This is a genomic window from Pantoea sp. T14, assembly GCF_036663535.1.
GTDB classification, from domain to species: domain Bacteria; phylum Pseudomonadota; class Gammaproteobacteria; order Enterobacterales; family Enterobacteriaceae; genus Pantoea; species Pantoea phytostimulans.
Window position 1 is genome coordinate 301,652 of the sequence record NZ_JAWUEB010000025.1, and the last position, 25,406, is coordinate 327,057.

The window sequence follows — 25,406 nt, forward strand, 5'->3', positions numbered from 1 at the left end:
TCAAGCAGACAATGCGCTGCAACTGGCGTTAGCCCATAGCTCAATACCTTGACGAACCCTGTATTCAACTTTTTGTTTAATCTCTTTCTGTTTTGCCTGGAACGCTCGCGGTTGTAGAAACTGCGGGTCAAAGATAAAACAGTGACCTTCCCAGCAGAGAATAGACCGGTCTGAAACAGTGTGAGGCAACAAAAGGCTTTGACGTTTTGTTGTTTGCCCAACGCCGTTATCAGGATCAACGAAGCGGGATTGCGGGTAAATTCGCCAGGCTTCGTAAGGCTCATCTGGCACCGGTAACAGGAATGTCAGCGGAAAAAAAGTTGAGGAGAGTTCAAGGCCGATAATCTTCAAAGAAATATTGAAGCTCACGCTTTTGCGCGATGGGTTAAGGCTCGGCAAGACATCACACAGAATATGGAAGCGACCTTGCTGGGTCAGCCAGGTATTTACATAGCGTTCCATTAAATGCCACTGAAGATCTCGCTGCGAGACGCCTTCAATTCGGGCGATAAGTTTGAAATGCCGAATCAGTGCATCACTGGCAGTCTCGATTTCTGTCGCGCAGGACTTATTCATATCGCTCACTCCTAAAGCCACACGAAGGTGAAGTAATGTGAGGAGTTATAAAATTGCCTCCTTAAACAACAGGAGGCAGGTTTACACGGGCAACGTTTACAAAATCATCCAGCGCTTTTCTCTGGATGAGGCTACAGCGGCATCAATCACTTTCTGAATTTCCCACGCTTCACGGAAATCGGGCCCGGCAACGGGCTGACCTGCAACGGCACGCAGAAACTCAGCGATCTCGATGGTTTTAAGATCGTTAAAGCCGAGTTGGTGTCCGGGAGCAGGGCAGAATGCCGCGTAAGGGGCATGTTTTGGCCCAGCTTCGATTCGTTGAAAACCATGATGACCGCTATTGCCTTCTGAACGGTAAAAATGCAACTCGTTAAAGCGCTCCTGAGTGAAATGCAGTGCACCCCGCGTGCCGTAAATTTCAAAACCCAGCTGCATATTGCGGCCGGTTGCCACCCAACTCGCTTCAATACTGCCTTTACAACCCCGTGCAAATTCAACCGTCAGGCGAGCAATGTCATCCACTTCGACCGCACGCTTTTCCGCTGCACCGGATGACGTTGGGCGGCTTTTAATAACGGTTTCCAGGTCAGCATTGACGGCGACGATCGGCCCCAGCAGGAAGCGTGCCATTGAGACAATATGGCTACCGAGATCCGCCACCGCGCCTGCTCCACCAGAAGGATCAAGGCGCCACGACCAAGGCGTAAGCGGTGATGCCATAAAATCTTCTGCATGAATGCCGCGAAAACTAACAATATCGCCCAGCTCACCCTGCTCAATCATCTCTTTCGCCAATTTGAGCATGGGGTTTTTCAGATAATTGAAACCGACTTGAGTAACGACACCTTTTGCTTCCGCCGCTTCCGTCATGATTGCCGCATCCTGACTGCCCGGCGCTATCGGCTTCTCGCAATGCACGTGTTTTCCGGCTTTGATAGCGGCCAGCGCCTGTTCAAGATGAAAACGATTGGGTGTTGTGATGGAGACAACATCAATATCAGGATCGTTAATCAATGTGTGCCAGTCATCGGTATGGCGACGAAAGCCAAAACGCTGAGCCGCTTTCTCTGCCGCAGCACCCTCAATATCCGCCACGCAAATCAACTCCGGTGAGACTTCACCGGGGAAGATGCCCGCAGCTGCCCGGTAGGCAAGCGCGTGCGAAAGCCCCATAAATCCGGTTCCGATAATCCCTACGCCTATCTTTTTCATCATGTTTCTCGCAGTTCGCTCTTTTTACACTTCGACTTTTACAGGCTTACCGCTTTCCACCGAGCGCTGAGCGCATTCAGCCAGTTTAAGTGCCATATAACCGTCGAAAGGCGTAATCGGAACGGCTTTTGGCTGACCGATCATATTGACGAAAGCATCCATCTCTTTTCGGTAAGCATCGGCGTAACGCTCCAGGAAAAAATGCACCAAAGGTGAACGAGAATCGGTGGCATTTTGGTTGTAACGACGAACAGTAGAAGGGCGCAGGTTATCGTTCATCAACATGCCTGCTGATCCATATGCCTCGATACGCTGGTCATGGCCGTAAACGGCCTGGCGACTACAGTTGATATGACACTGTTTGCCAGAGCGGGTCGTCATCTGCACCATCACCGTGTCGTAATCATTGAGCGCTTCCAGCGCAGGTTCCAACATGCGGCTGGCGGAGGCATACACTTCAATCGGCTCTTCGCCCAATAACCAGCGCGCCATATCGAAATCGTGAATGGTCATGTCGCGAAAAATACCGCCAGAGTGACGCAAATAATCCATTGAGGCGAAGCCGGGATCGCGGCTTGAAATCATAATTTGATGCAGTTCACCAATTTCACCGTTGGCGATGGCTTGATGAATTTCGCTGGCGCTGGGATCAAAGCGGCGATTAAACGCAATCATCACTGGCGCATCGAGATTTTTGAGTTCCTCACACGCAATCTTGGCCCGTTCTAAATTCAGATCGACCGGCTTTTCGCACAGCACGGCTTTTCCTTTTCGGGCAGCACTCAGCATTAAATCAACGTGAGTATCGGTCGGCGTCGCGATAACAATGCCATCAATGGAATCATCTTCGATTAACTCCATCGGATCTTTAACCGCTTTCCCGCCATATATTTCGGTTAATTTAATGGCGTTCTCAATAAAAGGATCGGCAATGGCAACTAACTCGACTTTTGAATGTGCAGCGACATTCGACGCATGGACATTCCCGATGCGACCTGCACCTAATACGGCAATTTTCATAATATTATTTCCTGTAAGGTCAGTGATGTTCAGACTAATTAAAAGGACTTAAACAATGCCGGCTTTATTTATTTCTCGATGATTAACTATTAATTTCTCTTCGAGCGTTCCGTTGAAGTAATTAATTATATTATTCACCGCAGAGACGGACATCCGCATTGCCGCTTCCTGTGTCAACCCAGCAGAGTGCGGACTCAGCAATAAGCGATAAGAAGCATGTAATAAAGGTGAGGAGGATGGAGGCGGTTCCTCACTAAATACATCCAGTCCGGCTCCCCCCAAACGTTCATTGTTCAACGCTTCAATCAGAGCGGCTTCATCGACAATTCCGCCGCGTGCGGTATTAATGACAATGGCGCTCGGCTTCAACAATGCCAGTTCTTTTCGGCCTATCAGCGGCTTGGTGTCGCTCAGCGGTAAATGCACCGTAACGGCATCGGCGATTTTAAGACCCTCTTCAATTTGTTCTATTTGCTGTACACCCGAATCAGTAAATAGATCAGCCGGAATAAAGGGATCGTAAGCCACTACCTTCATATTGAAGCAGCGTGCCATTCGAGCAACTTCACGTCCGATACGGCCAAAACCAAGAATAAAAAGCGTGCGACCCGCTAACTCAATGGCTGAAAAACTGTTTCTGCAATTCCACTGCCCTGACCGCATATTCTCATCGTATACGCGCAGCTGTTTCGCCAGTGTCATCAGCATTGAAAGGGTGTGCTCTGCCACGGAAAGTGAATTGACGTCACCGACAATCGTCAGTGGAATCGACCTTTCATTCAGCGCGGGCAGATCAACCGCGTCATATCCGACGCCGTGCCGTGAAACGATTTTCAGTTTTGCAGCCTGCGCGATCTCTTTGCTGGTCAAAGGTTGCGTACGCAGCAGCAAGGCATCAGCGTTCTGAATAAAAGGGGCATAGCTGGAGACGCTGACTTCATGAACCAAGTCAAAGGTAAAACCTGGCGCATTTTTCAGAATAGCGAGTCCGGCATCGTGAATTTTTCCGGCTACAAGGACATGGGGCATTTTAATAACCTCCCTTTTGGGCGGGAATCTCTTTCTCAGACTGCTGGCCGGTCAACTGGCGAAAGCGACTGACGCTGGCCGCTGCGGCACCGCGTAACAGCTGAACGTCATTGGATACCGTTACCAGATCAAATCCCCATTCCACCGCTTTGGCTGCATATTCCGGCGTGCCGTTATGCAGGCCTGCACGAATACCCGCAGCATGGGCGCGTTCAATGATGTGCCTGATGCAGTCAACGATCTCCGGCTCATCGCGATCAAAACCGGTACGGTATTTCCTGCCGGTCATCCCCAGCGTGAGATCTGCCGGGCCGATGTAGATACCATCAAGGCCGGGAGTCGCGACAATCTCATCGATATTCTTGACGGCTTCTGCCGTTTCAATCATGGCGAAGCAGAGAATTTCATTATCAGCATGCTGACCATAATCCTGACCCGCAGAGAAGGTGACGCGGGTAGGGCCGAAACTGCGGCTGCCAAGTGGCGGGTAACGTACACAGGAAACCAGTTGCCGTGCTTCTTCGGCATTATTCACCATCGGACAAATGATGCCGTACGCACCGGCATCCAGCGCTTTCATGATGTCACCTGGCGAAAGCCACGGCACCCGCACCATCGGTGTCACACCGCTTGCACGCATGGCCTGTAACATGGTGGCGGCGGTTTCATAACCAACAAAGCCATGCTGAATATCGATGGTGACAGCGTCATAACCTTGCGCCGACATGATTTCAGCCGTGAAAGGGCTGGCGATAGAAAGCCAGCCATTAAGCGCTGGCGACCCGCGTTCCCATAATCGTTTAACGTTATTGTTGATCATCGCGTATTCCTTACAGCACAACTTGAGTCAGTTTGACGTTCATGTATTCGAGGATCCCCTCGCTCCCACCTTCACTTCCCATACCGCTGGCTTTGATTCCGCCAAAAGGCACTTCTGCCGCCGCGAGCGCGAAACTGTTGATGCCGACCATACCAGCCTGAAGGGCGGCAGAAACGCGGCGGATCCGTGCTGCATCGCGGGTGAATGCGTAAGCAGATAAAGCGAACTCGGAGCGATTAACACGCTCAATGACCTCGCTTTCATCACTGAAGGTTGTAATAGCGGCGATGGGGCCAAAATTCTCTTCGCACAACGCCAGCGCATCATCTGGAACATCAGCAATAACCGTGGGTGCGAAATAAAAACCGGGTTTATCTTGGATACGCTGACCGCCAGTAACGATACGGCCACCTTTTTGGCGCGCGTCCTCAACGATTTTTTCAATCGCTTCCAGTCTGCGTGTGTTGATTAACGGCCCCATTTCAGTGCCTTCGTCTTGTCCATAACCCACTTTTATGTTGGCTGCGCGACGGGCAAACCCTTCAATAAAGGCAGCTGAAACTGATTCCTGAACATAAAAACGGTCCGGCGTGACACAAACCTGCCCGCAGTTGGCAAACTTGGTCGGTACGGCCAAGTCCAGTGCTTTTTCGATATCAGCATCGTCAAAAACAATCATGGGTGCGTTGCCGCCAAGCTCCATGCTCAGACGTTTGATGGTGGCTGCTGAATCCCGAATCATTTGCTGTCCAATCGCAGTGGAGCCGGTCAGCGTGACTTTCTTCACCGCTGCCGAATTAATCAGGGGTTTATAAGTCTGTTCAGTACCGCCAACCACCATATTCACTACGCCAGCGGGAAGGCCCGCTTTCTGCAGACATTCCATAATGATCATCGCAGAACCGGGAACCTCGCTTGAGGGGCGCAACACGACGCTGCAACCCGCAGCTAACGCGGGTGCCACTTTGCGGGCAATCAGGACAACGGGGAAATTCCACGCAGTAAAAGCGGCAACCACGCCAACCGGTTCATGGGAAACTTCGCAACGACCCCCTGCCACACGGCTTTCAACGATGCGACCATAAATGCGGCGGGACTCTTCGGCATACCAGGTAAACTGGTCGATGGATAAGGTCCACTCACGACTGGCCTGGCCCAGCGGCTTGCCGCTTTCCCGTGAGATCATTGTTGCGGCGCGCTCGCGGGCTTTTTCCATCTCCTGAGCCACGCGATGTAACGTTTCAGCGCGCTCCCATGCTGGCGTCTGTTTCCAGAGCGAAAAAGCCTGTTCAGCGCTGGCAATGGCATCAAGCGTATCCTGTTCTGATGCTGAGGTGATTTCACCTAGCTTCTCATCGCGGCCTGGGTCGGTCACCACGATTGGGTAGCCGCCGCGGCCTTCACGCCAGCGACCATTAATGAATTGTCCAAACTCTTTGTACATACCCGCTTCCTGTCTTTTCTGAGGTCCGTTTTCTCCAGACCGATGAAATGTACACCTCGAAATCGAAGCCCCGTTCAGCGTTACAGCTAACAATCTAGTTGCAATGATTAGATCGCTGCAATAAAAATTGCAATGCGCTTTTTTTGAGTTTTTGAGTCAGGTTTTTAAGGGAGAATAATTTTTATGCTGTTGAAATTAATGATTAAATTTGTTTGCAATTTTTGTTGCGAAGGATGTTTTGATGCACTGGAGAGGCGAATGTTTATGCTAAATATAAGAATCAGATCACGTAATTTGAAATTTCAATTGCAAGGTAAATTGAAATGCAATTTTAGTTGCTATAACTTGATGTGGTGAGCGGGCAGAAGTGTCAACTGAGCAGGACATACATTTACTGAGAAAGCACCCTGATTCTCAGTTTAAAATGACTTTTTGATTGAGTATTGAGGGCACGTTGTCATGGCTAGTCGTAAAGATGCAGAAAAAAAACTGCAGCGGCCACCGCACAAAAATTATGAACAAGTGGTAAACGATATCACTGAGCGATATCCCCATTTGTCAGAGCGTTTTCAACAGGTGGCGCGTTTTATTATGCAGAATCCAAATGCCGTTGCGCTGGAATCGATTAATGCGATAGCCCAAAAATGCGGCCTGCACCCCTCTACGCTCGTGCGATTTGCTCAAAATCTGGGGTACAGCGGATTCAAGCAGATGCAGTCAGTATTTCAAACGCGCCTGGCAACGTCTGCACCTGGCTACAACGAGCGTATCGTTGCACTTGAAAATGATTTAGAAAAAAACCAGCAGCAGGGAAGTTTAGGATTTCTGCACAGTCTGGTCGTTAGAGATATCGCGACGCTTCAGGGCATGCTGGAAAGCATCAAGGCAGCTGACTTAGATCAAAGCGCGGTCTATCTGAAAAACGCCGAAACCATCTTTATTGCGGGTCAGCTCCGTTCCGAACCCGTTGCGATGTTGATGCGTTATCTGCTGACCATGCTTAACCGCAAAGTGGTATTACTGGATATGCCGGGCGGGCTTGCTCCTCATATGGCCATGAACATGACAGCAAACGATGCGTTAATTGCCGTTTCGTTTCGCCACTATGCGCAAGAAGTGATGAATATTGCTGACATTGCTGAGAAAAAAGGCATACCCGTGATCGCTATTACCGACAGCGTGCTATCACCGTTAGCCAAAAATGCCTCGGTACTTTTCACCATTCCAGAGGAAGAGTACAGCTTCTCCCGTTCGCTGGCCGCGCCGGTGTGTTTAGTTCAGTGCATCGCACTCGCAGTGGCTTCGGCGATGCACCCGGAAGAAGAGCAGCCAAGGATTGAAACGGTCACTGAGCGTACTTTACGGGTAGAAGAATTTAAAAAGACGCCAGCAAAATAGTTCCCAGATTACCGGCCCGAACCCGCTTCCCTACAGGGAAGCTACGCCCCGGAATGCAACATTTGTTGCGCATAAAGTTTTATAGCAACATAAATTCCTACAATCCGCCTGTTCTTACCGACGGGCCTTACAGCAGGTAGATATTATGTCGACGTATCGTTGCACCACTGCACAGGCCATTGTGCGCTATCTCAGTAACCAGTTTACTGAGATTGATGATCAGGAAGTCCCGCTGTTTCCTGGTGTGTTTGGCATTTTTGGTCATGGCAACGTGACCTGCATGGGGGAAGCCCTTGAAAGTGTTCAGGATGTGCTGCCAACGTGGCGCGGCCAAAATGAACAGTCAATGGGATTCGCCGCGGCGGGGTTTGCCAAAGCGCGCCTGCGCCAGCAGATTATGGTGGTTACAGCGTCAATCGGGCCGGGAACGACGAATCTATTGACAGCTGCAGGCGTGGCACATGTAAGCCGGTTGCCTTTTTTAATGCTCTGCGGTGATACCTTTGCTCAACGCCATCCCGATCCGGTTATGCAGCAGGTTGAACATTTTAACGATCCAACGCATACCGTAAACGATGCGTTTAAAGCTGTAACGCGTTATTGGGACCGTATAACCTGGCCGGAGCAGATCGTCTCTTCGCTGCCGCAGGCAGTTGCAACCATGCTGGATCCTGGCGAGTGCGGGCCTGCTTTTATCGGTCTTTGTCAGGATGTGCAGGAGATGGCGTGGGATTTTCCCGAAGCCTTCTTCCAGCGCCGTGTTCACCACATTCCACGTCCACGCCCGGACAGTCAGTTGCTGAATAAAGCGGTTGCACTGCTGCAACAAGCCAAAAATCCGCTGATTATTTCTGGCGGCGGCGTCCGTTACTCGCGAGCGGAAGCGGCATTAGAAAAACTCGCTAAAGAACGCGGCATTCCCGTGGTTGAAACCATCGCGGGTAAAGGCGCTTTCACTCACGATCATCCGGTACATGCCGGCCCGATTGGCATCCTGGGTTCAACATCCGCTAATGCGTTGGCAGCAAAAGCAGATGTGATTATCGCTGTCGGCACCCGCTTGATGGATTTTGTAACCGGCTCATGGTCAGTCTTTTCACATGAAGCAAAATTTATTGCTATCAACGCAGCACGCTTTGATGCCAACAAACATTTTGCCATTCCGTTGGTATGCGATGCGCGAGAAGGTTTGTCTGAACTCGATCAAGCATTAGGCAGCTATCAGGCCGATCCCGCGTGGCTTCCACAAGGAAAGGCATGGTTCAGCGAGTGGAATCATCTGATTGCAGAAAAACAAGAGCGGGCCATCACTCCTGACGGCGTTCCAACTTATGCGCAGGTGGTTGGCGTGGTAAATGCCAGCGCAGCGAAAGAGGATTATGTCATCAGCGCAGCGGGGGGGTTGCCAGGTGAGTTAGTCAAAGGGTGGAAAGTAAAAACGCCTGGTACCTTTGATTGCGAGTTTGGCTTCTCCTGCATGGGATACGAGATTTCCGCCGGCTGGGGTGCCGCCATGATTGAAGAAGAGCGAGATGTTTTCGTCATGATCGGGGATGGCACCTACATGATGATGAATTCCGATGTCTATTCAACGGTGCTCTCCGGTCACAAGATGATTCTGCTGGTGTGCGATAACGGCGGCTATGCGGTCATTAACCGACTGCAAAATGCCAAAGGCGGCGCGTCATTCAACAATCTGCTTAAAGATTGCAAAGTAAAAGAACCGTTCCACGTCGATTTCGTCGCGCATGCGCAGTCGATGGGCGCACTGGCACGTAAAGTCAGCAACCTTGATGAGCTGGAAACCGCCATTGGATGGGCTAAATCCAACGATCGCACCACAGTTATCTGCATTGACACTCATCCGCATGAATGGACTCCAGGCGATGCCTGGTGGGATGTTGGCGTACCCGAAGTCAGCGCCCGGGAGAGTGTGATGGAAGCAAGACGGGAGCAAGAAGAAGCCCGCAAAAAACAGCGGATTGGTATTTAACCTAATCAGGAAAGAGAACCATGATTTTAAAAGCCAAACTGGGCATTGCTCCCATCGCCTGGTCAAATGACGATTTACCTCAGTTGGGGGGTGATACACCGTTATCGACTTGCCTGGCAGAGAGTCGCGAAGCAGGATTTTCAGGGGTTGAAACAGGCGGGAAATTTCCGTTGAGCAGCGCAGAGCTTCGCCCACAGCTGGCTGAATATGACCTGCAATTAGTGTCAGGCTGGTATTCCGGCACTTTGCTGGATAACGACCTGGAGAGTGAAATCGCGAAAGTAACGCCACAGTTGCAACTGTTTAAAGATTGCGGTGCGGCATGCCTTGTGTATGGCGAAACGGCCGGAACGATTCAAAACCGTCAGGATGTTCCTCTCAGTCAACGTCGTCGCTTAACCGAGAGCGAAATCCAACGCTACGGTGAAAAGCTGACAGCTTTTTCTGACTACTGCGCTGAGTTTGGTGTCCCGCTGGCTTTCCATCATCACATGGGAACGGCTATTGAAGATGAGCGCGACATCGACTTGTTAATGGCGCATACCGGCCCGTCAGTGGGACTGCTGTTTGATACTGGTCATCTGGTTTTCGCCGGAGCCGATCCGTTTAGCATCCTGAAAAAGCATGCTAATCGCATTAACCATGTACATACCAAGGATGTTCGTGCCGAGGTTCTTGCCGCGCTGGACTGGCAGCGCGATTCATTTCTGGATGCAGTGCTTAAAGGGGTTTACACCGTGCCCGGTGATGGCTGCATCAACTTTGATAGGGTCGTCAGCGAGTTGGCAGAAACCGGTTATCAAGGCTGGTTTGTGGTGGAGGCTGAGCAGGATCCTGCACTGGCGCCTCCGCTGGAATACGCAAGAATCGGCTATGCCAGTCTGATAAAGGCATTGGCTCAGGCAAATTATGTTCTCACTGAAGGAGAAGACGAATGACTCATTTTCTTGATGGAAAAATTGCCGTAATCACCGGCGGGACGCAGGGTTTAGGTGCGGCAATTGCAAAAGAGTTTAAACAGTCTGGTGCAGCGGGCCTGATTTTGTGTGGTCGTAATGCCGAGAAGGGAGCCGCAGTGGCTGAACAGTTATCCAGCCCAGAGTGTGCCGTACATTTTGTCAAAACGGATCTGACAAACGTTGAGGACTGCCGCAAAGCGATCAAAACCGCCGAAACGCATTTTGGCCGACTTGATGTGCTGGTCAATGCGGGCGCAATGACCGACCGCGGGACAATTATCGACACTTCTCCAGAGCTGTTTGACCAAATGTTTGCGACGAATGTACGCGGGCCGTTTTTCCTGATGCAAGAAACCGTGAAGCTGATGAAACGCACAGAAGTGAAAGGCAGCATTGTGAATATCTGCTCTATGTCTGGGCTGGCCGGGCAGCCTTTCATTTCAGCCTATTGCGCATCAAAAGGTGCACTGGCGACACTGACGCGCAACACCGCGTTTGCCACGCTGCGCAACAATATTCGGGTTAACGCACTGAATATTGGCTGGATGGCTTCCGAAGGCGAAGATCGGATTATGAAGCAATATCATGGCGCGGAGGATAACTGGCTGGAAAAAGCGGCAGCCGATCTGCCCTTTGGGCGCTTGATTGATCCGCATGAAGTTGCTCGCGCCGTCGTCTTTTTGGCAAGTGAACAGTCAGGACTCATGACGGGCTCAGTGGTCAATTATGACCAGTCCGTCTGGGGAGGCTATGAAAACTCGCCGGCTCCGGCACAGCCTCTGTGATTTAAATCAGGCAGCCGATTTCGATTGGCTGCCCGCAAAGTCTGGTCTTTTTAGTATGCAAAATGTAGAGAAGATGGAAGAGATAACCGGTTTCTATCGCCATTTCTTACTGGCCATTTGGCAAGAAAGAAACGATCCGCTTCGTAAAAATGAAGCTGAGATAAAAGCAGCGCTACTCTCCTGGCTGGAAGAGCAAAAACGAAGTAAGCGTTACCGGGTACATTGTAAACATGAGATTTTGAGCATGTATGAAGAAATTGAAAATTACGGCGTTAAAGAACTTGAACGCAGGATTAATAATCTTCATAAAAATTGCGTTTATCTACTTGAGACGTCTTAGTTAAATAACGCTTTAATCATAAGCGCTTTTCACTGATTAACGTGGGCCACTTTTAACGTAAAAATCGGCACCTAATGCTATGACAGATTGATTAATTAATCGCACCTTAGGCTGTGATGCGACTCTTTATTTATCAGGAAACGATTACCGTTATCCTTTATCGGATAATTTAATGAACTTCTTTTGCCGGGGAAAGAGCCAGGGATTGTCTTTTTGCAGGAAGCATCACTATAACCGGAAAATAAATACAGAAAGCACATCCTCAACCTACAGGTGACATAATGAATCTCATTAAACGCATTGCCATTACCGGTATTGCTGCCGGCATGATTTTTTCTGCCCAAGCTAAAGAGATGAAAGTCGGCGTTGCATTGTCCAACTTTGATCTTAACTTTATTTCAATCTTGCGTACGCAGATGGATAAAGAGCTAAAACAGCAACGACTGGACGGCCAGTTTGTTGATGCAAAAGGAGACGTTGCCCTGCAAGCACAGCAGGTTGATGACTTCATCAATCAGGGGGTTGATGCCATCATTCTCAATCCTGTTGACACGCAAGGCGTGGCACCCATGATCAAGGCGGCCGAAAGTGCCAATATTCCGCTGGTGTTTGTTAACCGCAAACCCGAAGTCAAACTCCCCGAAAATATGGCCTACGTTGGCTCAGATTCAGCGCTGGGTGGGAAAATGGAGATGGAAGCGTTGGCTAAAATGATGAATTATAAAGGCAACGTCGCGATTATCATGGGGGCGTTATCTACTGAAGAGGCGCGCGAAAGAACGCGTGCCGTTGAAGCGGTGATTAAAGAACATAAGGATATGAAAGTCATTGAAAAACAAACGGCTAAGTGGCAACGCAATGAAGCAGTAGATGTTGTTTCCAACTGGCTTTTGAACGCAACGCCCATTGATGCTATTGCCGCAAATAATGATGAAATGGCGATAGGCGCTATTCTTGCTTTAGGGCAGTCACAAAAGAAAAATATTCTTATTGCAGGAATTGACGGTACGCCAGATGGCCTGAAATTCGTTCAGAATGGAAAAATGGCGCTCTCCATATTTCAGGATGCAAAAGGGCAAGCAACGGGTGCGGTTAAAGTAACCCGAGCGCTGCTGGATAAAAAGAAAGTCGAAACCTACACCTGGATTCCTTATCAGGTTATCACGTCAGAAAATTATAAAAATTTTCTGACGTCCAATAATTAATACCAATGAATTATTCTGTGCTGATTTTTGACTAGCGATGTAATTATATTTTCAACCTAGAGTTGAATTTTCATTTCATCGTTTTTTAAATGAGTTTATCTCGTAATAAGTGAAAGAAATTGAATGCTTTTCCCTGTGTCTTTGCACCTGTTAATAGAGCAGGTGCATCTTTTTTAATTGGGAGTGGTTATGAAAACAATTAAAGGTCCTGGCGTTTTTCTGGCGCAATTTGCCGGAGAAAGTGCACCCTTTAATACGCTTGCTGGCATGGCATCGTGGGCGGCAGAAAAAGGATTTAAAGGCGTGGAGATCCCCAGTTGGAATACAAACCTAATCGATCTTCATCGGGCTGCTGAAAGCCAGACTTACGCCGATGAGATACTGGGTGTCCTGAATGAATATGGTCTGACGTTGACCGACCTCGCCAGCCATTTGCAAGGTCAGCTGGTGGCCTTGCATCCTGCTTTTGATTTGCCGGCTGATAGTTTTGCGCCAGCTGCGCTCAGAAACAATCCTAAGGAGCGCCAACGTTGGGCAACGGAGCAGCTAAAGCTGGCTGCAAAAGCGTCACGCCGGTTAGGGCTGGATAAGCATGTGACCTTTTCAGGCACCTTGCTCTGGCCGTTTCTTTATCCTTATCCGCAATGGCCCGAGGGTCTGATTGAAGAGGGATTTGATGAACTTGTCCGACGCTGGATGCCAATCCTCAATGCATTTGACGAACAGGGTGTCGATGTTTGTTACGAGATCCATCCTACTGAGGATCTGCATGATGGCCTGACATTTGAACGCTTTTTGGAAAAAACGGGCAATCATTCACGCTGCAATATGATGTATGACCCCAGTCATCTTGTCCTGCAAAGTATTGATTATCTCGCCTTCATCGATCACTACCACCAACGTATTAAAGCTTTTCACGTCAAGGATGCAGAGTTCCGTCCCAATGGGAAAACCGGCGCCTATGGCGGGTATCAGCCCTGGACGAGCCGCGCGGGGCGGTTCCGTTCCCCAGGAGATGGGCAAATTGATTTCACTGCCATTTTTTCAAGCCTGACAGGCTATAACTTTGACGGCTGGGCGGTACTTGAGTGGGAGTGTTGCTTCAAGAATCCAGAAGATGGTGCACGCGAAGGCGCGCTTTTCATCAACGATAAGATCATTCATGTGACAGAACGATCATTTGATGATTTCTGCAAATCCTATGCAGATCAGTCGCTAAACAGAAAAATCATTGGAATTTAGGGAGAGTGTCATGAATAAACAGCCATTGAAAGGTCGCCGCATCCGGCTCGGCATGGTGGGCGGCGGTGAAGGCGCTTATATCGGCGGTATTCATCGATTCGCTGCCCGAATGGATAATCAATATGAATTAGTGGCTGGCGCATTTGATGTGGATCCTGAGCGTGGGCATGCTTTTGCTGCACAGAATTTTGTCGCAGCAGAGCGCTCTTACAAGGATTATCAGACAATGATTGCCGCTGAAAGCACGCGCGAAGATGGCGTGGACATCATCGCCATCTGCACGCCTAATTTTACCCACTATCCCATCGCCCGCGCCTGTCTTGACGCTGGCATTGATGTGATCTGTGAAAAACCGCTGACCACCACGCTTGATGATGCAGAGGCTCTGGCTGAAGTCGTGCAGCGTACCGGAAGATTTTTAGGGGTAACGTATACGTATTCCGGTTATCCCATGGTGATGGAAGCCCGGAGCAAAATCGAAGCAGGACTGATTGGCAAAGTCCGCACGGTACAGGTTGAATATCCATTGGAATGGATGGCGACAGGCATTGAGCTTAAAAACAATCAACAAGCGGCATGGCGTGTTGACCCTAAGAAGAATGGGCGGGGCGGTTCAATCGGAGACATTGGCACGCATGCTTATCACTTGGCCAGCTATGTCACTGGCCTGCAGGCCGAAAGCGTACTGGCCGATCTCGCTACCTTCGTTGAAGGCCGGGCATTGGATGATAACGCGCACGTCCTGATCCGTTATGAAGGCGGCGCAAGGGGCATGCTTTGGTCATCACAAGTCGCTATCGGCTGCTCTAACGCTTTACGCTTGCGCGTTTTTGGTGAAACAGGCAGTTTGATGTGGTTTCAGGAGCAGCCTAACGAGTTGCTCTATACCTCGCTGGAGGGAGATAGCCAGATTATCAAACGTGGCCGGGATACGCTCCACGACTTGACGAAAGCACGCACTCGTACGCCGCCCGGTCATCCCGAAGGCTACATTGAGGCATTTTCAAATCTCTACCAAGGCTTCGCGACAATTCTTCGGCTGCGCGATGAAAAGCGCAATCTCACAGAGAATACCCACGTAATACCGCAAATTTATGATGGATTAAAAGGCGTGGCTTTCGTCGATGCCGTTGTGGACAGCCATGAACAGGGTTCGGTCTGGATGAAACCTAAATACGTGTAGCACCACAAGCGAGCACATTTGCGTGGCGATCCGTTTTGACATGAAACAGGGCAGCGATCACATGAGGGTTTTGTGAGGTTTTTTTGAGGTTCTGTTAACGCAATGTAACTGCTAACCTGGAAAGGAATTCTTCTGCTTTAGAATGGCATGAGGCAGAAAACGTACCCTACAACAGTCAAAAATGAGGTTGCTATGACATCTCAATATTTCGTGAATGAAGATCAGGTTTCAGTTGAAGATTTCAGTTCTTTTTGTGCCCAACATGTCGACCGCGCCGACTATCCGCTGGCCAGCGAAGTCACCTCTGATGTATTGATTTACGATCGGCATGTGCTTGACGAGATTGCAGCAACAGACAAAAAGCGGGTGCTGAGTGAGTTACACAAGGCGCTTTCCTATGGGCCTGGCGTTTTTGTGGTGCGGGGGCTCTATAGCGATACTGAAATCATTGACAGCGCCTCTCAGGTTTTTGAAGAGATTATGCACGAGGAGGCTAAGTCCAAGGTACAGGCTGACCACTTTTCAAAAGCTGGCAACAATGGTCGCATCTGGAATGCTCTGCAAAAACTGGCTGAAGCTAATCCACACGTGTTCACGAATTACTATGCCAATACCACGCTGGGTTTGATCTGCCAGGCGTGGTTAGGGCCAGCCTGGCGCATGACTTCGCAGGTTAATCAGGTTCGTCCTGGTGGCGAAGCGCAACAGGCGCACCGTGATTATCATTTGGGTTTTCAACAAAGCGCCTTTGCCGCTGAATTTCCTGTTCCCGCGCAAATTCTTTCGCAATATTTGACGTTACAGGGTGCCGTCGCCCATACGGACATGCCACTCGAATCAGGCCCAACGCGATTATTGCCGTGGTCGCATCAGTATGAACTGGGCTATATCGCTTACCGTCGCCCAGAGTTTGTCGATTTCTTTAATGAAAATTATGTCCAGCTGCCGCTGCGCAAAGGGGATGGATTATTCTTTAACCCGGCGCTGTTCCATGCCGCAGGCAATAATTCGACGCACGATGTCGTACGAACGGCGAACTTGCTGCAAATCTCATCGGCGTTTGGCGTTCCCATGGAGGAAGTCAATCATGAGCAGATCCTTAAAGTGATTTATCCCTCACTCAAAGGCAGCACGCTTTCGGAAGAAACGCGCAATGCCGTGATTGCCGTTGCGGCGCGCGGCTATTCTTTCCCAACTAATCTGGATACCGATCCGCCGGTAGGTGGATTGGTGCCAAAAACGCAACAGCAGCTCTTGCTGCAAGCGCTGCAGGATAACCTGAGCGCGGAACAATTTAACCGCGAATTAGACCAGCACACCGCCAGACGAAAGGCGTAACGCACACCCGGCACCTGCAAAACAAACCAGCCGCAAGCGAGATTGCGGCTGGCTGCGCCATTTATTTTAACGTTGGTGCCGTGAGTTTCTCTTTTGCCGCCGTTTGTTTACGCATTGCCGCCACGTCTGCTGCCGTCACTTCCGTTCCCTGATTACCCCATGACGTACGAACATAGGTGAGAATGTCGGCCATCTGTTGATCATTCATCTTCCAGTCGAAAGAGGGCATTCCGGCTGCGGTAGGTCGGTCTGCGGTGTTGGCAGCTCGTGCACCGTTTAACAGGGAATTTATCATGTTAGTCGGATTATTGAGCATTGATCTATTACCCGCAAACGCCGGTACCATGCCGCGGATCCCTTCGCCCTGCACACCATGGCAAGCGGTACAGTTCACTTCAAAGCTCAGCTCTGCGTTCTTCTTACGTGTTTCATCCATCACAAAAGCCTTCGGGGCTGGCGTGTCGGATGCAGGAAGGCTTCTGAGATAAGCGGTGACGGCCTGTAAATCGCTGTCGCGGAAATATTGCATGGAGTGTTCAACCGCTTCGGCCATTGGCCCGGCTGCGACGCTCTTGCCATCTGAGCCCGTCTTCAGGTATTCAGCGATCTCTTTATTGCTCCAGCTTCCGATACCGCTATGTGCATTAGGGGTAATGTCGGGTGCGTACCAATCTCCGAGCGCCCCACCTTGTAAATATTTACTGCTGATTTCCCCGCCCAGCGCATTGCGCGCCGTGTGACAAACGCTACAGTGCGCTGGCCCATCAACTAAATATTTTCCACGATTAATCAGGTCCAATTGATCGCTGCTTGACGCTGTTTTAAGGCTTTCAGGCTTGAAACCGCTGTTATCAAAAAACAGCAGGTTCCAGCCCGCCATCGCCAGACGAATGTTGTACGGGAAATTCATCCCACCATTTTCATCAATCTTATGGTTTACCGGTTTGAGTGTTGAGACATAGGCCCAGAGATCATGCATGTCCTGATCGTTTAATTTGGCGTATGCGGTATAGGGCATGGCAGGATAGAGGAAACCCTTATCGCCACGGCCGAGACGTACAGCATTGAAAAAGTCGCGCTCGGTCATGTTGCCGATACCGGTCTCGCGGTCTGGCGTGATATTCGAGGTTTTAAGCTCCCCGAACGGCGTATTAATTTTGTATCCGCCCGCAAAACTTTGCTCATGACAGGCTGCGCAATCGCTAAGACGCATGACGTATTCGCCGCGCTTAATGGCCTCTGCATCTGAACTGCGATAGTCAGCCAACACGGTTTTATTATCAGCAACATCAGAGCGTGAGCTGTCCATCACCAGCCATAATTTGCCGAACACCCCGATCCCCGCCAGAACGGCCAGCGCCGCCAGACTGTATCCAATTTTCTTTTTTGTACTCATGATTATGCTTTCACCAAGGGAGCAGGATTTTTGATGTACATCTGATGGATGGCCTGAGCAGCACGAACAGCCAGCGCGCCCACGGTAATGGTCGGGTTATAGCCGCCGTTATTAGGAAAAGCTGATGCACCAACGACAAACACGTTATGGACATCCCAGCTTTGCAAGTAAGTATTTACTGCTGAGGTATGGGGATCTGCGCCCATTACCGCGCCGCCAATGGTGTGTGAACTCTCTTGTAAGTAGGGATTCCAGCTGCTGTCTGTCTGGCGTTCAAAGATGGTGGTGGTGGGGCCCGCTTCCTTCATGATGCTTTTGGCTTTTTCGGTAACGTAGTTCACCATTTTGATATCGTTACTGTTCCAGTCGAAGGTCACGCGCAGCAGCGGTCGACCATGACGGTCTTTATAGACAGGATCGAGATCGAGGTAAGCGCCGCGCACCGGCATTGATGTGCCCTGACAAAACACGGTGGCAGCGGTCTGATAGTCACGTGCATAGCCTGCTTTCCACTCACTTCCCCAGCGTTTTGTTCCTTCACGCAGACTGTTCATATGCTGGATAGGGCGGCCATCAGTGTTATAGGCCATGATCCCGGCACCACCGATGAAATCGAGGTGACTGTGATCAAAATTGTCGCCATTGAAGTCATCGATTTGTACCGCTAACGCACCACCCCCGATAAAGGGATTCATAAACTCACCATCAAAGAAACCGGTGACTGAGGAGCAGCTTTGATAGTTGTAGTTGCGTCCGATCGTACCGCGACCGGTTTCTGGGCTATATGGCTCACCAATTTGCGACAGCAGCAACATGCGCACATTGTCCATTTGGTAGGCAGTGATACAGACCACATCGGCAGGCTGAAAACCTTCAACACCCTCTTTGGTGATGAAGCGAACGCCTTTGGCTGTTTTTCCATCTTCATGTTTGATGACCTGCAACACTTCGGTTTCAGTCAACACGCTAAAGTTTGGACGACGCATTAACACCGGAAGAATACAGGCTTGAGGAGAAGATTTACTGAAGTTGCCACAACCGTGGAAATCACAAAAACCGCAGTAGGTGCAGGGGCCCATGGTGACACCCAGTGGATTAACATAGGATTGGGACAGGTTGCCAGCCGGAATGGTGAAAGGGTGATAGCCCATACCTGCTGTGGTGGTGCGGTACTTTCTCAACCAGTGCGTATCTTTGAGGGGGGGCGTTGGATAGTCGCGGCTGCGTGATCCCTCAAAGATATTGCCATTTGGCTGCGGCTGACCATTTAGATTACCTGCAATGCCGGAAGTGCCAGCAATGCGCTCAAAGCGATCGTAATAAGGTTCCATTTCAGCATATGTCACACCCCAGTCTTGCAGCTGCAAATCCTTCATTTTACTGGCGCCATAGCGTTCGCGGGTCTGCGTCGCAACTTCAAAATCCCAAGGCGTAAAGCGCCATGACATTCCGGCCCAGTGTGTACCTGCACCGCCGACGTTCCAGCCAAACTGATAGGCTGACCAGTCACGAACGGGAGCGGCATCCTGCCGGCTATGGTTACGAAAAGTGGTGGTTTCAACGCTCATCGGCTGTAACAACTGACGGCGTGTATGCCAGCGAAGTTCATCAGGATCCACGGCAACCGGGAAATCGGTTGACGTATCACGCCAGGCACCGCGCTCAATCGCGACGACGTTCAGTCCGGCACGCGTTAACTCTTCTGCCATGACGGAACCCGCCCAGCCTAATCCGACAATCACGACGTCGGCTTTATTTCTTATTTGTGACATTTACTCTGCTCCGACAATCAATCTTTTGGAATAAGGCTTACAGGAATTAACTTCAAATTTTCGCCGCGACGGTCAACATATTGGCGGTAGTCGTAACGTGCACCGGGAAAGCCAATCATCTTCCAGCCAGCCATGGTTTTGTTGCCACCATAAAGCGGGTCAGCTAAATAACTCTCACGTACGTTTTGCAGCATTAATTCAAAGAACGCCTGGCTGTTCACCTCCTTGCCAAGATAAATTTTCCCTGCTTCCATCATGGTGAGAAAGGTATCGATTTGTTCTGCATTGAGGGTATGAAATGAAGCGTGATGATTGACCTGAGACCAGGCTTCCAACGCTTGCAGACCTGTCAAATAACGCTCTCTCGGCGTTGACAAAAACTGTGGCGAACCCATTAATTTTTCTTCGTTTTCCGGGCGCAAAGGCCCTTGCAGATACAGCGCCGCGCCGGAACCGTAATCGCCAGCCAGCTGATCGTCTATAAACTCGATGGCCCCTTCTTCACAGGCCGAAGGGCCATGATCGTCAGCAGGAATAAGACGATCAAAAATGGCCGTCAGGTTTTTTCTGTCTGTTTCATTGGTCAGAACCCGATAGCCGCCCGTCATTGCCGGTAACGGTACAGCATCTGAAGTTAATTGAGTTTCAAGCGGAACGTTATGCAGTTCTTTGGCACTCAGCTTTGGCGCTAACGTTACCGTCGCCACAAGTGAACTGAGTGAAAAGAGTGCTTCTCTACGATTCATATCCATTTCCTTAATGCTTGCCAGCACGACTTATATTCACCCAATGAATAAGTGAACTTCCCTGAAGATTGGCAATAGAAAACCAACCCTGTTAAAAACACGGTAATCAGGCGCCTCATCATTTATTTGAGACGTGAGCGAGCGCTTTTGGGGGACCAAAAGTTATTTAAACGCTTTCGTCTATTATTTTAAAAATGGCTTAGGTTAATGCGATGATATTGAGCATGGTGATACCTCTGGTGTGTTAAATGTTAAAAATGAAAAGTAATGTTTAAATACGGGTTCTTTGTTTTTTAATTTAGGTCTGAGATCATTACGTAATAATAGTCAAACCTATCTGTGCGTAATGGGTTGCTTTGTAAACACAGCTTGCGAGTAGCGTTAGAGACTACTGCAAGCTGGCTTGCTCTTTTATTGCTTAAGATGAGAACGCCGGATAATGAGTTCTCCTCTTTGCCATTCACTCGCGGGTGAAGACTTATTTTCCGTCAGTCGATTGATCGCTTCCATAATCAGCGTTTCTGCGTTTTGGTGATAAGTCGTTAACGCCCACACAGGTGAATCGGCTTCTTCAATACCATCAAAACCGACAATAGCGATGCTATGGAAATTGCCAGTTTCATAAAGCGCTTCCAATGCGCCAATAGCTAAAATGTCGTTTTCACAGAACAGGGCATCAACACGCTTATCAACGGGTGTGCTGTTTAAATAATCCACCATCATTTGATAACCGAGCTTACGCTCATACCCGCCAGCAATGAGCAAAACATCGACTTTACAGTTATGTGCTTCAAGTTCTGTTTGATACCCGTCCATACGAAGCAGATGACTGGATTCAGTGTCAGGCCCTTTCATATAGCCAAACCGCGTATAGTCTTGAGCAAGCAGCAATGCGGCTATTTCACGACCCGCCTGATAACCATCAACATTGACGACTTCAATTTTGCGGTGATCTTCACTGTTACGGCATATCTGCACCAACGGAACAGAGTGAAGGCTTTGAGCGATATCGAGAAGCTCATTACTCAGATCGTTTGCAACAAACAGAATGCCATCAACCTGTAGCTGATCGGCCATTTGTATCACCGATTGATAATTCTCACCGGCAGTAATATTCAGCACTAGCGCAAGATAACCTCTTGCCTGTAGCGCCTTGGTTGCCGCATTTAGTACCTGCATTGAATGAGGGTTTTTCAACTCATCTATAGCAATACCAATGATATGCGTATTTTTTTTGGTCAAGCTGCGCGCCAGTAAATTAGGGCGATATCCTAACTCAGCCGCAATTTTCATCACTTTCTCTTTGGTCTCCGGCGCAACGTAGGTACCGGGTGTAAATGCTCTCGATACTGTCCATTTTGATACACCTGCGAGTTTTGCCACTGCGCTAGCATTGGCTTTCGGTTTTTTCGGCGTTTTGGTTTCTTTTGTCATAGATTCGCTTGAGTCATGTTTGCATCCGTTACCGACATTGAACGTCAAACGAAAACGAAAAGAAACTTTCTGTAGCGCATACTGCTCACAACGTGACTGACGTTATGTATTCGTATGGACTTTTCGACAACCATTAAGACCGTGTTGAGATTATGTTAACTCGAGCAGGCGTATGCAAATACTTTCTGCACCTAGGTGCAGAAAAAAGTGCAGCATAAGCTTCAGAGAAGGCCGTAATAAGTTTAACAGGTAAAAAGATAGGTCAGTTTGTTACGAAATATGGCGAAGTGAATAATAAATAAGCGTTTGAGCGGTTTATTTATAAATTATAAAAGCGTGTTTTATGTTCACCCTTTTAATAAACAACGGGAACTATTCTTCATTGGTATTATTTGCCACCGGGAGGAATGTAGAATGAAAGACGGAATGTATGACGGGAGGCAAAAATACCTTTTTTATTGATGTGCAGTTCTGAATATCAAAACTGCACATCATGACAGACAAGGATTTATCCCTTAATGCGCTAACAAATCGCTTAAAAACATTTTCGCGCGGGGATGTTGTGGAGCAGTGAAGAAATTTTTTGGTGTGGCTTTTTCAAGAATTTGCCCCTTATCCATAAACCAAATAGTATCCGCCACGTCGCGAGCAAAATTCATCTCATGCGTGACGCACATCATGGTCATGCCTTCCTGCGCCAGACCGCGCATAACATTGAGCACTTCGCCGACCATTTCGGGATCGAGCGCAGAGGTGGGTTCATCAAACAGCATGACCGGCGGCTTCATGGCTAATGCGCGCGCAATCGCCACGCGCTGCTGCTGACCACCAGAAAGCTGCGCGGGGTAGGCGTTAGCTTTATGGGAAAGTCCCACGCGCTCCAGCAATTCTCCCGCATGCTCTTTAGCTTCAGAACGCTTAACGCCTAACACTTTCATCGGCGACATCATGATGTTTTCTATAACGGAAACGTGAGGGAACAGGTTGAAGTTTTGGAAGACAAAACCGATACGCGTACGTAACTGATTCAACCGCGTGCTGGTGCCGTGAATATCCGTTCCATCAAACAGTATTTCACCTTGCTCTATCGGTTCCAGGCGGTTCACGGTGCGAATCAGGGTTGATTTACCCGAACCTGATGGGCCGCATACCACAACCACTTCACCGGTTTTAATTTCCGCGCTGAGGTTGGTTAACGCCTGGTATTCGCCGTACCACTTGTTCACTTGGTTGAACATAATCATGGGTCTCATGACAGCTCCTTATTGAGATGAGGATGAGTGAGAACCCTCGGTGCAGCGAGGTCGCCACGTTCCGAGCGTTCGTTACGGCGTTTATCGGCAATGTGCGCTTCCAGCCGGTTTGCCAGCCAGGTCAGACTGAAGCAGATGATGTAATAACTCACCGCCACAATAGCGAAGACTTGAAAAGGCTTGGTCAGCAACTGATTACTCACCTGATTAGCGGCATACGTCAGCTCAGGAACATTGATGACATAACCCAAGGTACTGTCTTTGATGACTGAAACCAGTTGGCTTACCAGGCTTGGCAGCGTGTTGAATAAGGCCTGAGGCAGGATCACCATTCGCAAAGCTTTGATGTGGCCCATCCCCAACGCACGAGAGGCTTCATACTGCCCTTGTGGCAGGGCCTGAATACCGCCGCGGACGATTTCAGCAATATAGGCACTCTCATAAATAACCAGCGTGCAAAGCATGGTGGTGAAACCACTGATGTTGTGACCAATCAATAAAGGAACGCAAAAATAGGTCCAGAAAACCACCATCATCAGCGGGATACCGCGCAGCAGGTAAACCCAACAGGCAGCGGGCCAACGCAGCCAGCGCCACGGCGAAAGCCGGGCTAAGCCGAGAAGGACACCGACCGGAAAGGCAAATAACACCGCTAGCAAGGAGATCAGCAAAGTACAGAGTACGCCGCCTAGCGGGCCGTTAGGATACTGTCCCATCAGTAACAGCATGCCGTTGTCGTGCAGGATAGTGAAAACGTCAAACATCGTGATTACCTCGCATACACACGCTGGAAGCGACGCGCCAGAAGCGCACCTGCGCCCATCAACATCAGTGAGAAGGCCAGATAACCTACCGTGGCGACCAGATAAGCTTCAAAGGTACGGAAGGTCTGATTTTCGATATCTTTTGTCGCGTAGGTCAGCTCTGCCACGCCAATCACCATCGCCAGACTGGTATTTTTAAACAGCAATACGGTGTGGTTGATGATGGCGGGTAACGCATTTCGGATGCCTTGTGGCAGGATCACCGAACGCAGGGCGCGGACGTAACCCATTCCCAGTGCGCGAGCGGCCTCGTTTTGACCGTCTGGAATGGCCCGCAAACCGCTGCGGATATCCTCAGAGAAATAGGCCGCCTGACACAGTCCCAGCGCAAACAGTGAAAAGAGAAACTCAGCGTTGAAGTCGTTGATCCACATCTGCACCGATTCCGGCAGCAGAGTAGGAATAGCGAAATACCACATCATTAATTGAATGAGCGTGGGCACGTTACGGTGATACGAAACATAGGCAGCGACTACCCATTGTGCTAACCGGCTTGGCGACAGGCGCACCGCAACCAGAATCAGCGCAACGAACATGGCTAGCAGCCAGGCACCCAACGCCAGCTCCAGAGTGACTACCGCACCCTTTACGATCATCTGGCCAAATTGGCCCGTCATTACGGCGGAGAAATCGAGTGCCATGGTTGTTCCTCTTAGTCAGTCAATCAGGCGACTGCATCACCTGGGCGCATGGTTGAGAGTCCACCCGGCACCTGAAGTGTTGGCGTAATTTCAATGTTGCCGATATTGACCGCCACCGGTGCTGACAGGGCAAACGCCACGCAATCGGCGATGTCTTTAGCTTGCGGCAGTTCAAACCCTTCAATAAAGCGACGATGTGCTTCTTCATGATCACCAGAAACGTTGCCAAAAATATCGGTGGCGACGCGACCTGGACAGATTTCTGTTACGCGAACGCGTTTGCCATAGCAGTCAACGCGCAACTGGCGAGACAACGCATGTACGCCCGCTTTGGTGGCGTGATAGACCGAATTACCGTTGAAGTTATAAATAGCAGCGATGGAGGTGATGTTGATGACATGCCCGCGGTCACGCTTCATCATACCAGGCACTAACAGGCTGCAAAGATGCAGCACGGCACGCAAGTTGACGTCGATTTGGGTATTAATCACGTTTTCATCCGCTTCCAGAATCGATCCTGGATGAGAGACGCCTGCGTTGTTCACCAGAATATCAACCTGCAAGTCACGGCACAGTTCAGTCAGGGCTGCCAAATTGCTAACGTCAACTGCATGAGGAATGCAGCCGGTGCGATCGGCCAGCGCGGCCAGTTGCTCTTTACGACGCGCCACGGCATGAACGGTAATGCCTTCCTGACACAGACGCTCAACGATGGCTTCGCCCATACCGGCGGATGCGCCAGTCACCAGCGCAACTTTATAATCTGAAAATGGCATTGTGCCTCTCCTGTTAA

23 protein-coding genes are annotated in these 25,406 nt (G+C 49.7%); 9 read left to right on the forward strand and 14 right to left on the reverse strand.

Features of this window, described 5'->3' with window-relative positions; genetic code table 11:
* The 6 genes from SC127_RS14260 to SC127_RS14285 form a co-directional block, all read right to left on the reverse strand.
* The gene (locus tag SC127_RS14260) at positions 1-576 is read right to left on the reverse strand and encodes a hypothetical protein (protein ID WP_332626969.1); all 576 of its coding nucleotides are present in this window, start codon (positions 574-576) and stop codon (positions 1-3) included.
* 96 nt (positions 577-672) lie between these two features.
* Positions 673-1,794: a Gfo/Idh/MocA family protein gene (locus tag SC127_RS14265; protein WP_243079218.1), complete on the reverse strand. Its 1,122-nt coding sequence runs from the start codon at positions 1,792-1,794 to the stop codon at positions 673-675.
* Between the two features lie 21 nt (positions 1,795-1,815).
* Positions 1,816-2,811: an inositol 2-dehydrogenase gene (iolG, locus tag SC127_RS14270; RefSeq protein ID WP_332626970.1), complete on the reverse strand. Its 996-nt coding sequence runs from the start codon at positions 2,809-2,811 to the stop codon at positions 1,816-1,818.
* A gap of 48 nt (positions 2,812-2,859) precedes the next feature.
* Positions 2,860-3,840: a hydroxyacid dehydrogenase gene (locus tag SC127_RS14275; protein ID WP_332626971.1), complete on the reverse strand. Its 981-nt coding sequence runs from the start codon at positions 3,838-3,840 to the stop codon at positions 2,860-2,862.
* A 1-nt stretch (position 3,841) separates the two neighbouring features.
* Positions 3,842-4,660 carry an HpcH/HpaI aldolase family protein gene (locus tag SC127_RS14280; RefSeq protein WP_215848606.1) on the reverse strand — a complete coding sequence of 273 codons (819 nt, stop codon included), beginning with the start codon at positions 4,658-4,660 and terminating at the stop codon, positions 3,842-3,844.
* 10 nt (positions 4,661-4,670) lie between these two features.
* Entirely contained in the window at positions 4,671-6,104 is a 1,434-nt protein-coding gene (locus SC127_RS14285; protein ID WP_243079215.1) for an NAD-dependent succinate-semialdehyde dehydrogenase, read from the reverse strand.
* 459 nt (positions 6,105-6,563) lie between these two features.
* Between SC127_RS14285 and SC127_RS14290 the strand changes: the two genes are divergently transcribed.
* The 9 genes from SC127_RS14290 (at position 6,564) to SC127_RS14330 (ending at position 16,547) form a co-directional block, all read left to right on the forward strand.
* Positions 6,564-7,502: a MurR/RpiR family transcriptional regulator gene (locus tag SC127_RS14290; protein WP_243079214.1), complete on the forward strand. Its 939-nt coding sequence runs from the start codon at positions 6,564-6,566 to the stop codon at positions 7,500-7,502.
* A gap of 145 nt (positions 7,503-7,647) precedes the next feature.
* Positions 7,648-9,495 (forward strand): 3D-(3,5/4)-trihydroxycyclohexane-1,2-dione acylhydrolase (decyclizing), encoded by a 1,848-nt coding sequence (gene iolD / locus SC127_RS14295; protein ID WP_243079213.1) that lies wholly within the window; start codon positions 7,648-7,650, stop codon positions 9,493-9,495.
* Between the two features lie 20 nt (positions 9,496-9,515).
* On the forward strand, positions 9,516-10,433 hold the full coding sequence (gene iolE, locus SC127_RS14300) for a myo-inosose-2 dehydratase (RefSeq protein WP_332626972.1): 918 nt from the start codon (positions 9,516-9,518) through the stop codon (positions 10,431-10,433).
* Positions 10,430-11,239 (forward strand): SDR family oxidoreductase, encoded by an 810-nt coding sequence (locus SC127_RS14305; RefSeq protein ID WP_215848615.1) that lies wholly within the window; start codon positions 10,430-10,432, stop codon positions 11,237-11,239. The genes iolE and SC127_RS14305 overlap by 4 nt, the downstream gene beginning before the upstream one ends.
* Positions 11,205-11,579 (forward strand): hypothetical protein, encoded by a 375-nt coding sequence (locus SC127_RS14310; protein ID WP_215848616.1) that lies wholly within the window; start codon positions 11,205-11,207, stop codon positions 11,577-11,579. Before SC127_RS14305 ends, SC127_RS14310 begins: the two co-directional genes overlap by 35 nt.
* Positions 11,580-11,905: 326 nt before the next feature.
* Positions 11,906-12,784: a substrate-binding domain-containing protein gene (locus SC127_RS14315; RefSeq protein WP_442955755.1), complete on the forward strand. Its 879-nt coding sequence runs from the start codon at positions 11,906-11,908 to the stop codon at positions 12,782-12,784.
* 189 nt (positions 12,785-12,973) lie between these two features.
* Positions 12,974-14,026: a sugar phosphate isomerase/epimerase family protein gene (locus tag SC127_RS14320; RefSeq protein WP_332626974.1), complete on the forward strand. Its 1,053-nt coding sequence runs from the start codon at positions 12,974-12,976 to the stop codon at positions 14,024-14,026.
* Between the two features lie 10 nt (positions 14,027-14,036).
* A complete protein-coding gene (locus SC127_RS14325; protein WP_332626975.1) occupies positions 14,037-15,209 on the forward strand; it encodes a Gfo/Idh/MocA family protein in 1,173 nt (390 codons plus the stop codon).
* 192 nt (positions 15,210-15,401) lie between these two features.
* Positions 15,402-16,547 carry a phytanoyl-CoA dioxygenase family protein gene (locus SC127_RS14330; protein WP_215848620.1) on the forward strand — a complete coding sequence of 382 codons (1,146 nt, stop codon included), beginning with the start codon at positions 15,402-15,404 and terminating at the stop codon, positions 16,545-16,547.
* A gap of 61 nt (positions 16,548-16,608) precedes the next feature.
* Here SC127_RS14330 and SC127_RS14335 read toward each other — a convergent pair whose 3' ends face one another.
* From SC127_RS14335 to SC127_RS14370, 8 genes are all read right to left on the reverse strand, one after another.
* Positions 16,609-17,943 (reverse strand): cytochrome c, encoded by a 1,335-nt coding sequence (locus tag SC127_RS14335; RefSeq protein ID WP_332626976.1) that lies wholly within the window; start codon positions 17,941-17,943, stop codon positions 16,609-16,611.
* 2 nt (positions 17,944-17,945) lie between these two features.
* Entirely contained in the window at positions 17,946-19,715 is a 1,770-nt protein-coding gene (locus SC127_RS14340; RefSeq protein ID WP_243079207.1) for a GMC family oxidoreductase, read from the reverse strand.
* 17 nt (positions 19,716-19,732) lie between these two features.
* Positions 19,733-20,461, reverse strand: coding sequence for a gluconate 2-dehydrogenase subunit 3 family protein (locus SC127_RS14345; RefSeq protein ID WP_215848622.1), 729 nt, complete (start codon positions 20,459-20,461; stop codon positions 19,733-19,735).
* Positions 20,462-20,872: 411 nt separating this feature from the next.
* Positions 20,873-21,895 carry a LacI family DNA-binding transcriptional regulator gene (locus SC127_RS14350; protein WP_332626977.1) on the reverse strand — a complete coding sequence of 341 codons (1,023 nt, stop codon included), beginning with the start codon at positions 21,893-21,895 and terminating at the stop codon, positions 20,873-20,875.
* Positions 21,896-22,410: 515 nt separating this feature from the next.
* Positions 22,411-23,148, reverse strand: a complete 738-nt coding sequence (locus tag SC127_RS14355; RefSeq protein WP_332626978.1) for an amino acid ABC transporter ATP-binding protein — start codon at positions 23,146-23,148, stop codon at positions 22,411-22,413.
* Positions 23,145-23,912, reverse strand: a complete 768-nt coding sequence (locus SC127_RS14360) for an amino acid ABC transporter permease (protein ID WP_215848623.1) — start codon at positions 23,910-23,912, stop codon at positions 23,145-23,147. Before SC127_RS14360 ends, SC127_RS14355 begins: the two co-directional genes overlap by 4 nt.
* Positions 23,913-23,917: 5 nt before the next feature.
* Positions 23,918-24,613, reverse strand: coding sequence for an amino acid ABC transporter permease (locus tag SC127_RS14365; protein ID WP_215848624.1), 696 nt, complete (start codon positions 24,611-24,613; stop codon positions 23,918-23,920).
* A 23-nt stretch (positions 24,614-24,636) separates the two neighbouring features.
* Positions 24,637-25,389: an SDR family oxidoreductase gene (locus SC127_RS14370; RefSeq protein WP_215848625.1), complete on the reverse strand. Its 753-nt coding sequence runs from the start codon at positions 25,387-25,389 to the stop codon at positions 24,637-24,639.
* Between the last annotated feature and the right edge of the window lie 17 nt (positions 25,390-25,406).